General features: G+C 69.1%; 17 protein-coding genes. 14 read left to right on the top strand and 3 right to left on the bottom strand.

Annotated elements, in window-relative coordinates:
- Nucleotides 1-74: 74 nt before the first annotated feature.
- Nucleotides 75-1,436, top strand: coding sequence for an IS701 family transposase (locus tag OG199_RS43880; RefSeq protein WP_331727785.1), 1,362 nt, complete (start codon nt 75-77; stop codon nt 1,434-1,436).
- Nucleotides 1,437-1,672: 236 nt separating this feature from the next.
- Here OG199_RS43880 and OG199_RS43875 read toward each other — a convergent pair whose 3' ends face one another.
- Nucleotides 1,673-1,888, bottom strand: coding sequence for a DUF397 domain-containing protein (locus OG199_RS43875; RefSeq protein ID WP_331727783.1), 216 nt, complete (start codon nt 1,886-1,888; stop codon nt 1,673-1,675).
- Between the two features lie 2 nt (nt 1,889-1,890).
- Nucleotides 1,891-2,754 (bottom strand): DUF5753 domain-containing protein, encoded by an 864-nt coding sequence (locus OG199_RS43870; RefSeq protein WP_331727781.1) that lies wholly within the window; start codon nt 2,752-2,754, stop codon nt 1,891-1,893.
- Nucleotides 2,755-3,163: 409 nt separating this feature from the next.
- On the opposite strand from OG199_RS43870, the gene OG199_RS43865 reads away from it, so the two are divergent.
- From OG199_RS43865 to OG199_RS43820, 10 genes are all read left to right on the top strand, one after another.
- Nucleotides 3,164-3,952: an ATP-binding protein gene (locus OG199_RS43865; RefSeq protein ID WP_331727779.1), complete on the top strand. Its 789-nt coding sequence runs from the start codon at nt 3,164-3,166 to the stop codon at nt 3,950-3,952.
- Entirely contained in the window at nt 3,949-4,458 is a 510-nt protein-coding gene (locus OG199_RS43860) for a hypothetical protein (protein WP_331727777.1), read from the top strand. Before OG199_RS43865 ends, OG199_RS43860 begins: the two co-directional genes overlap by 4 nt.
- Nucleotides 4,455-4,580, top strand: coding sequence for a hypothetical protein (locus tag OG199_RS43855; protein WP_266943946.1), 126 nt, complete (start codon nt 4,455-4,457; stop codon nt 4,578-4,580). Before OG199_RS43860 ends, OG199_RS43855 begins: the two co-directional genes overlap by 4 nt.
- On the top strand, nt 4,580-4,795 hold the full coding sequence (locus OG199_RS43850; protein ID WP_331727774.1) for a hypothetical protein: 216 nt from the start codon (nt 4,580-4,582) through the stop codon (nt 4,793-4,795). The genes OG199_RS43855 and OG199_RS43850 overlap by 1 nt, the downstream gene beginning before the upstream one ends.
- Nucleotides 4,792-5,415, top strand: a complete 624-nt coding sequence (locus tag OG199_RS43845) for a class I SAM-dependent methyltransferase (RefSeq protein ID WP_405834901.1) — start codon at nt 4,792-4,794, stop codon at nt 5,413-5,415. The genes OG199_RS43850 and OG199_RS43845 overlap by 4 nt, the downstream gene beginning before the upstream one ends.
- A 277-nt stretch (nt 5,416-5,692) precedes the next feature.
- The gene (locus OG199_RS43840) at nt 5,693-5,821 is read left to right on the top strand and encodes a hypothetical protein (RefSeq protein WP_331727769.1); all 129 of its coding nucleotides are present in this window, start codon (nt 5,693-5,695) and stop codon (nt 5,819-5,821) included.
- Between the two features lie 170 nt (nt 5,822-5,991).
- Nucleotides 5,992-7,269: a TfuA-like protein gene (locus OG199_RS43835; RefSeq protein WP_331727766.1), complete on the top strand. Its 1,278-nt coding sequence runs from the start codon at nt 5,992-5,994 to the stop codon at nt 7,267-7,269.
- The gene (locus OG199_RS43830; RefSeq protein ID WP_331727763.1) at nt 7,259-8,389 is read left to right on the top strand and encodes a YcaO-like family protein; all 1,131 of its coding nucleotides are present in this window, start codon (nt 7,259-7,261) and stop codon (nt 8,387-8,389) included. Before OG199_RS43835 ends, OG199_RS43830 begins: the two co-directional genes overlap by 11 nt.
- Nucleotides 8,386-9,219, top strand: a complete 834-nt coding sequence (locus OG199_RS43825; RefSeq protein WP_331727760.1) for a class I SAM-dependent methyltransferase — start codon at nt 8,386-8,388, stop codon at nt 9,217-9,219. The genes OG199_RS43830 and OG199_RS43825 overlap by 4 nt, the downstream gene beginning before the upstream one ends.
- Entirely contained in the window at nt 9,216-10,223 is a 1,008-nt protein-coding gene (locus tag OG199_RS43820; RefSeq protein ID WP_331727758.1) for an NAD(P)H-dependent glycerol-3-phosphate dehydrogenase, read from the top strand. Before OG199_RS43825 ends, OG199_RS43820 begins: the two co-directional genes overlap by 4 nt.
- Here OG199_RS43820 and OG199_RS43815 read toward each other — a convergent pair.
- Nucleotides 10,211-11,203, bottom strand: a complete 993-nt coding sequence (locus tag OG199_RS43815) for a hypothetical protein (RefSeq protein ID WP_331727756.1) — start codon at nt 11,201-11,203, stop codon at nt 10,211-10,213. The two genes, OG199_RS43820 and OG199_RS43815, sit on opposite strands and share 13 nt — an antisense overlap.
- A 395-nt stretch (nt 11,204-11,598) precedes the next feature.
- Between OG199_RS43815 and OG199_RS43810 the strand changes: the two genes are divergently transcribed.
- From OG199_RS43810 to OG199_RS43800, 3 genes are all read left to right on the top strand, one after another.
- On the top strand, nt 11,599-11,784 hold the full coding sequence (locus OG199_RS43810) for a hypothetical protein (RefSeq protein WP_331727753.1): 186 nt from the start codon (nt 11,599-11,601) through the stop codon (nt 11,782-11,784).
- Nucleotides 11,785-12,087: 303 nt separating this feature from the next.
- A complete protein-coding gene (locus tag OG199_RS43805; RefSeq protein WP_405834897.1) occupies nt 12,088-12,564 on the top strand; it encodes a DUF4265 domain-containing protein in 477 nt (158 codons plus the stop codon).
- Nucleotides 12,565-12,726: 162 nt separating this feature from the next.
- Nucleotides 12,727-14,169: an NF041680 family putative transposase gene (locus OG199_RS43800; protein WP_331727747.1), complete on the top strand. Its 1,443-nt coding sequence runs from the start codon at nt 12,727-12,729 to the stop codon at nt 14,167-14,169.
- Nucleotides 14,170-14,182: the final 13 nt, after the last annotated feature.

Raw genomic sequence — 14,182 nt, 5'->3', positions numbered from 1 at the left:
TCGTTAAATCCGGTGGTGGCACGGGTTGACGGCAGGTCGGGTTGGTCGTAGGCCGGTGGTAGGAGTCAACTGCCTTGCTGGGACTGAAGATGACCGCTCGCCGTCCGTGTCCGCCTGCGCCGGGTCCGTTGGAGGAGTACGCGGCCCGGTTCGACGACCTCTTCTTCAGCCTGGCCCAGCGGCGAGGGTTTCGCGAGTACCTGACCGGGCTCCTGGCGCCGCGGGAGCGGAACAAGACGATCACCTGCCTGGCAGGGGCGGAACCGGTGGCAGGTGCGGGGGTGCCGGGGGTGCAGCGGCTGCAGTTCTTCCTGTCCGAGTCGCCCTGGGAGGCCGAGCTGGTCAACGACCGGCGGCTCGAGCTGCTGTGTGAGGAGCCGGCAACGGCTCCGCACGACGACGGCGTCATCGTGATCGACGACTCCGGTGACCGCAAGGACGGCACAGCCACCGCACACGTCGGCCGGCAGTGGCTGGGCCGGCTGGGCAAGACGGACAACGGCATCGTCACGGTGACCACGGTGTGGACCGACGGCCGCGTGTACTACCCGCTGCACGCGACTCCCTACACCCCCGCGCATCTCTTCGCCCGCGGCCGGTCCGATCCGGCCTTCCGCACGAAACCGCAGCTGGCCGCAGCCCTCGCGGCCCGCGGGAAGGAGGCGGGCTTCGGCTGCCGGGCGGTGGTCGCCGACTGCGCCTACTCCGTCAGTGACGACTGGTACCTCGCGCTGCGTGAGGCCGGCCTGGCCTACGTGGTCGCGCTCAAGCCGCACCGCGGGACCTGGGCCCCGGCCCACCAGCCGCACACCCCTATCGAAGCCGCCCATGCCCTGACCTGGAAGGATGCCAAGCGTCCCGGCGACTGGACGCCCGTGGAGCGTCACTTCCGCGACGGGCACACCGAAACCTGGTGGGCCGCCGATGCCCGCCTGGGCGGCTACGGCCCCGACTCACCCTGCCGCCTGATCGTGGCCACCACCGACCCGGCCACTCTGCCACCGAAGGCCACCTGGTACCTGGCCACCAACCTGCCCCACCCCGACGCACCCCACGCCACCACCAGCCCGCACCCGCCGGCCGACCTCGCCGAGGTCGCCCGCCTCTACGGACTGCGGCCGTGGATCGAGCAGAGCTACAAACAGATCAAGGACGAACTCGGCTGGGCCGACTTCCAAGTCCGATCCGACCGCGCCATCCGCCGACACCAGACCCTGGTCAACTGCGCCTTCTCCTTCTGCTGGGACCAGTGGTTCGCCCCACCCGGACCCCTGGATGCCACCGCGCCGGACCCCTGCCCCAACCAGGGGACAGAGAGGGGGCCCAGCCATACCCCACCAGCACCAACCGCCCTGCTGGCCCAAGGCCTTACGCGCCATCCGGTCCTGGCTCACCCTAGCCATCACCCTCACCCGATGGTGGCGAGCCTGGACTGACACGGACCCACCCTCCGAGCTCCAGGCCCTGGTCGACGCGGTCACCACCGGACTCGGCATTGACCTCTACCTCCGGATTTAACGAACTACCGGTACCTGGTCAACCATCCGTGCAGAGCCACTACGCTCAGATCCGAGAGGACCGGCTCGGCGCTCGGTCCATCGAGGCCGCAGATACAAAAGGGGCTGACCGTTGGGGCAGCCCCTTTTCCTGTGCTCGGCTCGAGCGCGACTGATCAGAGTTCGCCAGTGGCCACAGTCGCGATGAATGAGGCCCACGCAGGGCCAGTGACCATGGTCGGCCCGAGGCCGGGGTCTTTGGAGTCCCGCACGGCCACCCAGCCTTTGAGAGCCCGTGCGACCTCCACGCACGCACCGTTCTCGCTACTGGCCGAGGCCTTCCGCCAGGCGAGTTCGTCCGGGTTGCACTGGGGCGGGGTGGGGCGGTTCATGACTAGTTCTCCTCTGCGGCCAGGGTGTTCAGGAGCGTCGCTGACTCCTCAGGGTCGAGCGCGCCCGCTCGCAGGCGATCGAACGTGGCGACGAGAGCGCGGACTTGCTTGTCCTTCTCGAGGAAGGCGTTCCCGCTCGGGCTGTCCACGTAGCCGATACGGGGGTCTGCCGGGCCGAACTCCAACAGGCTGAACGAGCCCCGGAGCCCGGGGTGCACGTCCTTGTTCGCCGGATACACCTGCACCGTGATGTTCTGCTGGGCGGCCGATTCCGCCAGCGCTTTGAGCTGCGCACGCATCACCGCCGGGCCGCCGATCGGCCGACGGAGCACGGGCTCGTCGATGACGGCCCACAGTTCCAGCGGGCCATTGGCCTGAGGGAGCCGCTTCTGCCGCTGCATTCGGACTTTCACGAGCCGTTCGATCTCATCCTGTGGGCGCAGTGGCAACGAGGCGAAGACCGCTCGCGCGTAGTCCTCTGTCTGGAGCAGGCCGGGCACGAACCCGAGCCCCCACTCCTGGACGGCTCGAGCGTCGTACTCAAGTCCTACGTACACGCCGAGCCCGCTGGGCAAGATCTCTTCGAACTCTGCCTGTTCCCACCAGCCGACCTCGGCCGCGTTCTTGTGCAGCTTGAGGATCTTGGCCCGCTCGCTCTCGTCGGTGACACCGTAGAGGTCCAGCAGGCTTCGGATCTCCATGGCCTTTGCGAGGCCCTGCCCTGTCTCCAGCCGCGAGATCTTGGATGTGGAGCACTCCAGATGGGCGGCTGCCGCGGCTTGGTCGTTCCCTGCGTGCTCGCGCAGTCGGCGCAGCTCACCGCCAAGGCGCCGACGGCGGACCGTCGGCCCGTTCGGATCGCTCACCCGTCGCCCTCCCCGCCTGCGTTGTCGTCGTGGGTTTGCCTGCTGCAAGTCTGCCTCATTGCGCGACGGGCCGTTAGGCATGCCCCATCACCCCTTCTTCAAAGGTGCCCCGTCAGGGGCCAATTCGATGCATGGGCTTGTCTCATGGGATTGCATGGGGGACTCTAATTGGGATTGCATCACGGGATGTAGTGACCTAGTGGCATTGAGTTGATCAAGGGGAGTGGGCGCGATGTCCACGAAGAGACTGACGGCTGCCAGCGGGCGAGCCCGTGCGCGGGACTTATCACCCAGCGGCGTGATGCGGCCCGCAGCGAACCCAGTTGCGTGCTGGCCTCCCGGCACACCGCCCGAGGGCTGCCTGCAGCGGGAAATCGTGGGCGCGGTCCCTACCTCTGACCGGGCTCACGTGGTGCTCTACACCAGCAGCTGCGACTCGACGATCGCGGTCAGCACGCTGACAGTGCTGAGCGACTTCGCCGTCCGGAAGGGCTGGACGGTCGTCCAGGAGCTGTACGACCTGGCGCCGCTCGACGTACCGCGCCGCCGCCGCACCGGCTGGCGCACGGTCGAGCAGATCCTCACCAATGGCGAAGCCGCTGGCCTCGTTGCCCCCGCCGAGCAGGAGATCGCCTGGCACCCCGGAGACCGGACCGCGCTGCGGGTGTGGCTCCTCGGCGTACCGGCATTCGCCGCGTATCCCCAGGCCGGGCGGCACAGCAGCCCGCGCATGCGCAGCGATGTCGGCGGTCGGGCCGCCGCGGTCCCTGTTCCCATCAACGCACCCGTCGACCGACATTGGGCCCGCTCGTACACGCTGCGCCCGGAAAGTCTGCGGCAGGTGCGCACGGACGCCTACACGTATCTGACCATGCTGAATTGGACAGGGAACCAGGCGGCCGCGGTCGAGGTCCTGGCAAGGCTTGCGAAAAACGCCGTCGTCCACGCCGCCCCCGTCACCGGGACGAGCGCGCAGATGCAGGTGCGTCTGGCCGTCACCGAGAAGGACGAGCTTCTCATCGACGTCAGCGATCCGAGCCCCGAGTTCCCCGACTGCGCGGCCGCCATCCGCGGCGAGAAGGGGCGCGGCCTGTGGGACGTCCGCCGGCTCGGGGCGGATGTGACCTGGATTCTCTCCGAGAACGGCCGCGGCAAGACGGTCCGGGCCCACCTGCTGCCGGGGGAGGTGCCCGCATGACCCACGTCCCGCCGCTCGGCGCCACATCGACCGGCGACGCCCTGGACTGGATGGACAGGGACAACGAAATGACCCGGTGGCTGAACCAGGCCCAGGACCGCGCCCAGCCCGACCCTCGGCTCCGGCTGCTGCAGTTACGCAAGAACCTCATGCGGGCCGCGGTGGAGCACCCTGGCCGCGCTCGCACGCTGCGCGTGATCGCCTACGCACAGCCCCAGCCCAATGGCGACCCCGGCCCGGACTATGCCCGGCTCCGTTCGTACGCCGAGGGCACGTGGCGGGTGAAGTACGAGATCCACGACGAGGCCCCCGACGACGCGCGTCCGCCGCAGCAGCGCAACGGGTGGCTGATGGCCCGCCGCCTGCTGCACGAGGGCTTCGCAGACGGTGTGATCGCCATCTCCCGCGACGTGATCAGCCCCGACGACGCCTTGTACGAGCGTGAACTGCGTTGGATCGGCGACCAGTTCTCCTTCCTCGGTCTCATCATCCCGGAGTCCCGATGAGGCGCCAGATCCGCTGGATGGACGAGCGCCGCTGGGGCTGGCGCCAGTGGACCCTGCAGGTCCTGATCGTCGTGACCGTCGCCGCGTTCATCGTCCCCGTCGTCCTGTTCGGAAGTGACTAATGACGATCGAGGCCTTCCCTGACAGCCGTCCGCTGCGGCTGCCGATCCGCGAGCCGTATGCGGCGCTGAGCGAGCTTGTCCCCGAGCAGCCCGTCGAGCCCCAGCCCGTGAACCCTTTCGGCGTGCCCGCTGGCGAGGTCGTCGACCGCCGTTTCCGCATCGCCCGGCTGCGTCGCGTCCGCGTCGTCGACGACCCCCTGGAGCTCACCGCATGATGACCGACGAACTTCGGCTGTCGCCCGCCGACTGGGACCGCTGGTACAGGACCGGCCACCCCAGCGTGGTCAGCCACAAAGAGTGCGACCGCTTCTACGGGCGCGTCGCCCCACGTCCGGGTATGACCGCTGTCGACCTCGCCTGCGGCAGCGGCCAGTGGACCCGGCAACTCGCCGCCTGGGGACTGACCGTGACCGGCTACGACTTCTCCGCCGAGGCGCTGCGGCAGGCCAACGCCGCGGGCCTGCGCGACCGGCTGACGTATGCCCGATGGGACATCGACGGCGAAGCCATCCTGCGGGACCTGCTGCCGGGCAGTCTCAACCTGGTCACCTGCCGCTTTGCGCTCCCCTACCTCGCATACGCGCGGCTGCTGACTGACGTGGGGCGCTGGCTCGACCCAGACTCGGGCACCTTCTACGCGCTCGTCCGTGTCGACCGCCAGGACGCCGACGAGGGCCAGGCCGCGGACACCGAGCAGGACGCCGCTCCGGATCCGTTCCACCGCCGGCTCACCGAGGAACAGATCGAGCCCCTCGGCTACGGATGGGCCCACTGCGAGATGTACAGCCTCAGCCGTCGGCACCGCGCGATCGTGCTGCGCGGATACGGCGGCTGACATCAACTCCCGCCCCTTCCCCGATACATGAGGTCTCGGGGATGGCGGGTCCCAGAAGCCCGGCACCGGGGCGGCGCTCATTCCCCCGGTGGGCACGCCCCGGTGCCGGGTCACAGCTTCCGCACTTCCCGTCCTGACCAGGGCGGGAAGCGGACCTGGTGAGCATCCAGCCACCGGGCCCGCAGTACCACCCCCGCCGCAGCGAGCGGCGAGGGTCGCGCCACCGGCATGGGCATCCCGCCCGCGCTGTTCTCACCGCACAGAAAGGAGAAGCCCCGTGGAGAAGTCCAAGTCTGAGGCCGCCGCCCAGGGCAGGCCCGTGTGGGCCGAAGCGCCCGGCGTCGCCGCAATCATCGCCCCCTCCAGCGTCGTCCGCATCGAGGACGTGGAGGACGAGGGTCCCTGACCCGGCCGAGGGATCGGTGATCTAGCACCTGGTCCCGGCGCGCGGAGCGGCATGGAAATGAGGACCGCCTCCCGCACCGCGACCCAAGCACCACGGAGGTGCCCTCGGCCACGCAGCACGGCGAGGGCACCTCCACCCGTTGAAGGCCCAGGACTACGAGAGAGTGCGACATGATCCACGTGTACGTCGGGCCCACCCTGCCCCGAGACGAACCGCTGCTCAGCGACCCGTCCGTACGCCTTCTGCCCGCGATACGCCACGGCGACCTGTTCGACGAAGCGATCGCCGACACCGACACGGTGGTCATCATCGACGGCCTCTACCACCAGACGGCCGCCCTGCGGCACAAGGAAATCCTCGCCACCCTCGCCCGCGGCGTACACGTCCTGGGAGCCGCGAGTATCGGCGCCCTGCGCGCCGCCGAACTGCACCGCTTCGGCATGCGCGGGGTGGGCGCCATCTTTCGCCGCTACCTGACCGGCGAACTCACCGCCGACGACGAGGTCGCCGTCGGCCAGGACCCGGACGACGACCAGCACGCGCTGACGTGGCCGCTCGTCAACCTCCGCTACATCCTCGACCTCGCCACACAGGACGGCGTGGTCTCCGCGGCCACGGCCACGATGCTGCTCGACGAGTTCCGCACCCTCTACTACCCGCAGCGCACGACGCCCGCGCTCCGAGCCGTCTGCCACCGCCACTACGCCACCGCCCTCACCACATGGATCCATGAACGGCGCACTGTGGACCCGTACTTCGGCGACCTCAAGCGCCTCGACGCCCTCAAGGCCCTTCGCGCCGCGCTATCCGGCATTCAGCCGGCGCTCCAGGTTCGGGCGGGCGGCCTGCACTGGGATACGCCGTACTTCCGGCGCTGGCGCGCGTACTTCGCGACCGAGCGCGTGGACGGCATCGAGCTGCCCACCGCGTTGCGTGTCGGCTACCAGCAGATCTTCGACCCCGATTTCCCCCACGTGTGGCACGACCACCTCGATCACCTTTCGCGCCACCCCGACGACGGCGGGACAGGGATGCCGCTGGCCGAGCGCATGATCCGACTGACCAGCGAAGAACGCGACCCGCTGCCCGTCCACGCCGTCTTCCGTATCCCCGTCGACGTTGGTGACGAGGCAGCCGTGAAGCGGCTGCTGGTGAACGAAAGTGCCCCTGACCGTAGGGCCGTGGCCCGCTACCTCGCCGCGAACGACAAGGCCAGCCGCACGATCCCCGGCTTCATGCCCGAAACCATCAAGGACACCGAGGCCCAGTACACCCTCGAGCAGCTGTGGCGGTGCCGGCCTGTCGAGTTGGAGTACGCGGCCGCCGCCCGCGGTTTCCGCAGCGCGGCGCAGGCCACCGATACCGTGAAGGCCTTCATGGCCGGCTTCCTGAACGACCAGCCCCAGCAGTTCGAGCCCGCGACGGAGGCGGCCACCGATGCCCACTGACACGATCCGGCTCAACGGCACCGTCCGCGCGCGCACTCCGGACGGCACCTGGACCGCCCTCGCCCCCCACCTGCCCCGCTACGGCATCACCCGCGTCGCCGACCTGACAGGCCTTGACCACCTCGGCTTACCTGTGTGGACCGCGATTCGCCCCAACGGGCACACGCTCGCCGCCTCCCAGGGCAAAGGCGCCACCGACCGGCTCGCCGCGATCTCCGCCGTCATGGAAGCGATCGAGCTGTGGCACGCCGAACAGCCCTTGACCGTCGACCAGCTCGGCACCGCGCGGGACATCGGTCTGCCCTACCCGCTGCTCTCACTGCCGGTACGTGTACCGCACGCCGACCTGGAGCGCCTCCCGCTGGAGTGGACGAGCGGCACCGGGCTCACCACCGGCCGTCCCACCCTGATCCCCACGAGCCTTATCTCCCGGGCACCCCGCACCATGTGGACTCCCGACCCCATGCGCGCCACGAGCACCGGCCTCGCCTGCGGCAACACACGAGACGAGGCGCTGCTGCACGCGATGTACGAGGTCATCGAGCGCGATGTGCTGTTCACCGACGAGAACCGCGATGGAGCCCTGCGCCGCCTCGTCGACCCGGCCACCGTCGACGACCCGTACGCCCGCACCCTCATCGACCGCCTGCAGGACCAGCACGTCCTGCTTGAACTGGCCCTCCTGGAAAGTCAGTACGGGATCCCGGTGTGTCTGGCGTACCTGTGGTCCGAGGCCTATCCGGCCTGGTTTGCGGGCTCCGGCTGCCACGCAGACCCGGGCATCGCGCTGGCTCGGGCCATCACCGAGGCCGCGCAGTCCCGCCTCACCTGCATCGCGGGCACCCGCGACGACCTCGTCTCCCGCGATGAGGTCTTCGACACCAGCCCTCCCTCACCTCAGCCCGCGAAGGCTTTTCATCCCTGGCGCCACGTGGCATACGGGCCCGGCGCCGAGGGCGCCTTCGCTGACCAGGCCCAGGACATCGCCACGCGCATCCAGACCGTTTCCGGCCATGAGCCGATCGCCGTCGCCTTGTCGGGCACGGACGAGCCGATCGCCGCCGTGAAGGTCGTCGCGCCCGGGGCCGGCTCCCGTACGCGGAGGGCGATCCCGCGATGACCACCTTCTCCGACCGCGAACGCGAACAGGCGGCGCACTATGGCGAGTTCCACGCCGCCCGCGCTGCCAGCCCCCTCGTCTCCCGGCTGTACGCGCAGGCGATGGGCGACGCCTATCCGGCCGAAGTCGCCCCCAGCAGCTCGTGCGACTGGACGCTCCTGGGTGCTCTGGTAGGCCGCCTGCAGCTTCGCCCCGGACAGGTCCTCGCCGACATCGGATGCGGCACCGGCGGCGCCGGCCTGTGGCTGGCCCGCGCCCTGAACGTGAACCTCGTCGGCATCGACGTCTCCGCCACTGCCGTCCGACTCGCCACCGAGCGCCAGAACGACTTCGTCCCGGCCGACCGCGCCCGGTTCACCGTGGGCAGCCTGGAAACCACCGGACTGCCCGACGAACACGTGCACGGTCTGGTCTGCGTCGACGCCCTCTTCAATGCCGGCGATCGCGTCGCGGCGCTCACCGAATTCCACCGCATCCTCACCCCCGGCGGCCGTGCCGTCATCACCCGCGTTCTGCCCGACGGCGTCCGCCACGCCATCGGCTCACAGGCACGCTCGGGCGGACTCATCGTCGAGCACATCGATAACCGGCCCGACGAACCGGCCCTGTGGCGCCGCGTGTACCGGCTCTGGAGCGCCCACGAAGACGACCTGCGCCGCGAACTCGGCAACGACCAGACAGACCGCATGCTGGCCGAGGCCCACCGCATGCTGCCCCGCCTCGACCGTCGGCGCGCCGTCGTCGTCACGCTGCGCCGTCCCCTGTCCGCCACCCCCTCCGACCGGCCGCTAGGGTCGCCGAACACCACCGAAAGCGAAGGAACAGGATGAACCGGGTTGCGGTGCTTTCCGCAGGATCGTGGGGCACGACCATGGCGATGGTGATGGCCGACGCGGGCAACGACGTCACACTGCACGCCCGTCGACCCGAGATCGCCGACGCGATCAATACCGCCCATCGGAACCCTCGCTACCTGCCCGGCATCGCGCTGCCCGCAGCGCTGCGCGCCACCACCGACCCGCGCGAAGCCCTCGACAGCGCTGACCACGTCGTCGCGTCGATCCCCGCCCAGACACTGCGTACCAACCTGACCGCCTGGGCGCCCAGCATCCCCACGACCGCCGTGGTGGTCAGCCTGATGAAGGGCATCGAAACCCATTCCGGCCTGAGGATGAGCGAGGTCATCACGGAGGTCACTGGCATCCCCGCAGAGCGCGTCGCAGTCATCTCCGGCCCCAACCTCGCCCGCGAGATCGCCGCCCGCCAGCCCGCAGCCTCCGTTATCGCCTGCACCGACGAGACCGCCGCCAAGACACTCCAGGCCGTCTGTCTCACCCCGTACTTCCGCCCCTACACCGCCACCGACGTCACGGGCTGCGAACTCGGTGGCGCCGTAAAGAACGTCATCGCGCTCGCCGTCGGCCTCGCCACCGGCATGGGCCTGGGCGACAACGCCAAATCCCTCCTCATCACCCGCGGCCTCGCGGAGACCGCCCGCCTCGGCGAGTGCCTCGGCGCCGACCCGCTCACCTTTTCCGGCCTCTCCGGCGTCGGCGACCTCCACGCCACATGTGCCTCGCCGCTCTCCCGCAACCGCACGTTCGGCGAGCACCTCGGCAGAGGCATGACTGTCGCCCAGGCCACGTCCGCCACCCGTCAAACCGCCGAAGGCGTCAAGTCCTGCAGAGCCATCCTCGACCTGGCCCGCCGTAACGATGTCGAGATGCCCATCACCGAAGTCGTCGCCACAGTCATCGACGGCCAGATCACAGTCCAGGACGCTGCGAGCCAGCTCATGTCCCGCACTCCCAAACCAGAGCGCTACGGCATCTGATCCTCCGGCTGCGTGATGGTCTGAACGCTCAGGGCCATGAGGCGGGCAGCGGCGTACTTCTGCGCGGTGGCCAGCTCGCAAAGCACGCTGGTCGCCTCGGACAACGCCTCCAGTGGCAGCAGCGACGTCTCCGCGGAAGCCCTCTCTCCCTCGCCCGTGCCCACGGATGAGCCGTTCGAGGCGTCGGTGCTGACAACGGCGCGTTCCAGGTCCTGCCAGGTCGCCGCAGTCTGGGTGGCCTGATCGGCGAGCGATGTGAGCAGTTCCTCGTACGAGAGCAGTTGGGACTCACTGTGACTGGCGGGATTGGTCAGCAGGCCGGCTGCGTCCCACAGCACGCGGCGACAGAGGCGGACGGCGTGCGCAAGCTCGGGGACCGGAGCGGCTGTTGCTGCTCCGACCACCTGGTTGTGAAGGACCACCAGGCGCGTCAGACGCTCGCGGGTCGGCTCTATCTCCACCACGCGCACCCAGCGACGCGCCATGAGGTCGAGGGCGCGGGGCAGAGCAGAGGCGCTCCATGCGACGAGAAACCCGGCGAGGACGACGATGACCCACGGAACCCCGGTGCTCAGCAGGTAGAGCCCGGCCCAGAAGCTCATCACCGCGGCCACGAATATGGGTACGGGGAGGCTGAGTACAAGAAGCCCATACGGACGTCGCAGCAGCCACCTCCGGGCCAGTCTGACGGAATGGGACGGGGTGGGTGGCAGCACCCCGATCTGCAGCGACACCGGCAGACCCTGTTCCCCGACAGGGATCTGCCAGCGCAGCCAACCCCACGCGGCGCGTGCGTCGACAAGGCTCGGGATGTCCCAGTGAGCCCTTGCCGAGTCGGGGTACACCTCGGCGTCCAGGCGCTCCTGGCGGCACGTGTCCTCCCACCAGAAGCCGGCATCAGGTGCGCCCGGCGCGGCAGCGTGCGGTGCGAGCCCGGCACGGTGCTCGGCACCCGGCATCGGGCCGATGGAGTCCGTCATGATGGGCCGCCTTTCGCGAGCAGGCACGGGGGAGGGTTCCGCCTACCGCAAGGACCGGGGAACGCGCGGATGTGACCGCCGGGGCCGAATTTTCTGAACTTGCGGCGATACGACGCGCGCGGCACGCGCCGCCCGTAGCCGACCGGCTCACTTTCCGAGCAGCTCGTGGACGAGGGCCACGACCACCGCGCCGACCCCGATCGCCACGCCCAGCTCGGGGTCGTGGCCGGGACCACACCCTCGCCACCTGCGGACAGACCGGCATCGACGCCTGGCACGCCGAGCACAACGAATACGCCCGCAACACCATCCGGTGCTTCCTGCAGTGGTGTTCAGCCAGCAAGCTCACCCGGCCCTTCCGGCTGCCTCCAGTACAGATCAGCGGGGCCACACCGATGCCGCAGACCGGGCGCCTTGAGCTGATCGGCCGCCTTCTCACCGACCCGAGCCTGCCCCTGCGAGCCAGGGTCGCGGGGAGCATCGTCCTGCTCTACGCCCAGCCGCTCAGCCGCGTCGTCCGCCTCACCCTGGACGGCATCACCCGCGCCGAACAGCAGCCTATTCTCCAGCACAAACAGTGACTGCACTCACGCTTGGGCAGCAGTACTCGCGACAGTTGAATACGCGAGCCCACCAGTATCACACCCGAAACCGGGCATGACGCGGCGTCGCCTTGCGCTGTCGCGCTCCGCGGGGTCGCAGAGGTGCCTCATTGCTAATTCTCTCGGAGTCTCCTTGCTTCAAAGCAAGTTGGAGTGGGAAGGTATTTGCTGACAGACACTCAGCTTGTTCTTTAACTTCCGGCTGTCCCGTGACGGAGCGGGTTGATCTCCAGTTCAGACCTGGTGTGAGGTGTCGTTGGCACTTGGCGCATGATGACCGTCATGGAGAGCGTGGTCGAGACGATCAAGGTCTGGTTCCGGTTCGTCCCCCGCGAGGGGTGGTTCCCGCAGGACACCGAGGGTCTGTGGGCGACGAAGCTAAGCGACGGCACGGCCCGTGTCGAGAATGCCCCTTTCCTTCAAGACGGGGTGGCCGAGGGCGACGTGGTGAAGTACCAGACCGATTCCGACGGGCTCCACTGGGCCGTCGGACAGGTCAGCTCCTCCGGTAACTGCACGATCCGTGTCGTGCCCATACCCACTGGTCCCCTGGGTGACAGCCCACGGGCGGTCCATCAGCGACTTTCGCCGTTCGGGCTTGGAGGTGAGGTCTTCAGTGAGGACTTCCCCATGGTGGCTTTCACTGTGCCAGCAGGCGCGGACTTCGCCAGCATCAAGGCTCTCCTGGCACGAGGGCAGACGGAGGAATGGTGGCACTACGAAGTCGGCTGCGGCACCGGCGAGTGGTGGGGCGCCTGATTTCTGCGTGAGCCTGCCGCTCCTGCGTTTCAAGCCCTGCCTCCCACTCGAAAGCGGCCTCGAACTGGGTTCCTCACCTGGGGATTGGCCGGATGTGGGGGCGGCCTTCGTCTGATCCTGTGCTCCGACCAAGGTGCACCAATCAAGACGAAGGCCGTGAGGATGAGTCTGCTGCTTGACGTTGGCCGGAGGGAAGCGTTCGCGGAAGCGTCACGCTTCCGGGCTGAGTTCTACGAGTGCCTGGCCGCTCGACGCGATGAGTTGTTCGAGCTGGCGGACGCGGTGCTGTGTGCGGACGGTGCGGTGAAGTCCCCGGTGGACTTGACGCTGCTGCCCGAGCATCGGCGTGGGCACGGAGCGATGTATGGCGGTCTGAACCACGGCCGGATCGATGTCGGCCGGCTGCGGGCGGTACTGGCCGGGCTGCCGCTGCCGCGTTTCGACGGCGAGCGCCTGGTCTTGGCGGTCGATGTGTCGCCGTGGCTCCGCTCGGACGCGCCGTGCTCGGCGGAGCGACTGTTCTGCCACGTCTACGGCCGGGCGAAAACCGCGTCGCAGTTCATTCCTGGCTGGCCCTACTCCTTCGTGGCCGCTCTGGAACCGGGCGCCACGTCCTGGACCGCGATCCTGGACACGGTCCGGCTCGGCCCGGCGGATGACGCGACCGCGGTCACCGCCGCCCAGCTCCGCGGAGTTGTTGAACGGCTCATCGACGCGGGCCAGTGGCAGGCCGGGAACCCGGACATCCTGATCGTCAGCGACGCGGGCTACGACGTCACCCGCCTGGCGTGGGTCCTGCGTGACCTCCCCGTCGAGCTGGTCGGCCGGGTCCGCTCCGACCGCGTGATGCGGCTGCCGAAGCCACCGCGGATGCATGGGGTCAACGGCCGGCCGCCCAAGCACGGCCCGGAGTTCCGCTTCGCCAAGCCGGAGACCTGGCCCGAGCCCGCGATCACCACAGTCACCGACACCACCAACTACGGCAAGGCCGAGACCCAGGCGTGGGACCGGGTCCATCCCCGGCTCACCCACCGCTCTTCATGGCTCGACCACGACGGCGAACTGCCGCTGGTCGAGGGCACGTTGATCCGGCTGAAGGTCGAGCACCTGTCGAAGGACCGGGATGCCCCGCCCGTGTGGTTATGGTCCTCCAAGACCGGCGCCACCCCCGACGACGTGGACCGCTTCTGGCAGGCATTCCTCCGCCGCTTCGACCTGGAGCACACCTTCCGCTTCGCGAAGCAGACACTCGGCTGGACCACCCCGAAACTCCGTACTCCGGAGGCGGCGGACCGCTGGACCTGGATTCTGATCGTCGCCCACACCCAGCTCCGGCTCGCCCGGCCCCTCGCCACCGACCTCCGCCGGCCCTGGGAGAAACCCACAGCCTCCGACCGGCTCACCCCAGCCCGGGTCCGCCGAGGGTTCCGGAACATCCGCGCGCACCTCGCCTGCCCGACCCGAGTTCCCAAACCCCGCGGCACCGGACCCGGACGGCCACCCGGCGCCAAGAACAAACACCGGGCACCCCGCTACGACGTCGGCAAAACCGTCAAACGCCCCGAGACCCTCAAGGCCATCGGCAAGCCCGGAAGGTCTTGGTAGATAAAGAACAAGC

The organism is Streptomyces sp. NBC_01176, assembly GCF_045039825.1.
Classification (GTDB): domain Bacteria; phylum Actinomycetota; class Actinomycetes; order Streptomycetales; family Streptomycetaceae; genus Streptomyces.
Note: the sequence above shows the minus strand (reverse complement) of the source record. Positions and strands in the feature narration are given on the sequence as shown.

Coding starts and splice junctions, on each gene's coding strand:
- OG199_RS43815 (WP_331727756.1), bottom strand. CDS start 11,203: ATGACGGACTCCATCGGCCCGATGCCGGGTGCCGAGCACCGTGCCGGG.
- OG199_RS43810 (WP_331727753.1), top strand. CDS start 11,599: ATGCCGCAGACCGGGCGCCTTGAGCTGATCGGCCGCCTTCTCACCGAC.
- OG199_RS43830 (WP_331727763.1), top strand. CDS start 7,259: ATGCCCACTGACACGATCCGGCTCAACGGCACCGTCCGCGCGCGCACT.
- OG199_RS43800 (WP_331727747.1), top strand. CDS start 12,727: ATGAGTCTGCTGCTTGACGTTGGCCGGAGGGAAGCGTTCGCGGAAGCG.
- OG199_RS43875 (WP_331727783.1), bottom strand. CDS start 1,888: ATGAACCGCCCCACCCCGCCCCAGTGCAACCCGGACGAACTCGCCTGG.
- OG199_RS43860 (WP_331727777.1), top strand. CDS start 3,949: ATGACCCACGTCCCGCCGCTCGGCGCCACATCGACCGGCGACGCCCTG.
- OG199_RS43820 (WP_331727758.1), top strand. CDS start 9,216: ATGAACCGGGTTGCGGTGCTTTCCGCAGGATCGTGGGGCACGACCATG.
- OG199_RS43855 (WP_266943946.1), top strand. CDS start 4,455: ATGAGGCGCCAGATCCGCTGGATGGACGAGCGCCGCTGGGGCTGGCGC.
- OG199_RS43825 (WP_331727760.1), top strand. CDS start 8,386: ATGACCACCTTCTCCGACCGCGAACGCGAACAGGCGGCGCACTATGGC.
- OG199_RS43845 (WP_405834901.1), top strand. CDS start 4,792: ATGATGACCGACGAACTTCGGCTGTCGCCCGCCGACTGGGACCGCTGG.
- OG199_RS43850 (WP_331727774.1), top strand. CDS start 4,580: ATGACGATCGAGGCCTTCCCTGACAGCCGTCCGCTGCGGCTGCCGATC.
- OG199_RS43835 (WP_331727766.1), top strand. CDS start 5,992: ATGATCCACGTGTACGTCGGGCCCACCCTGCCCCGAGACGAACCGCTG.
- OG199_RS43805 (WP_405834897.1), top strand. CDS start 12,088: ATGGAGAGCGTGGTCGAGACGATCAAGGTCTGGTTCCGGTTCGTCCCC.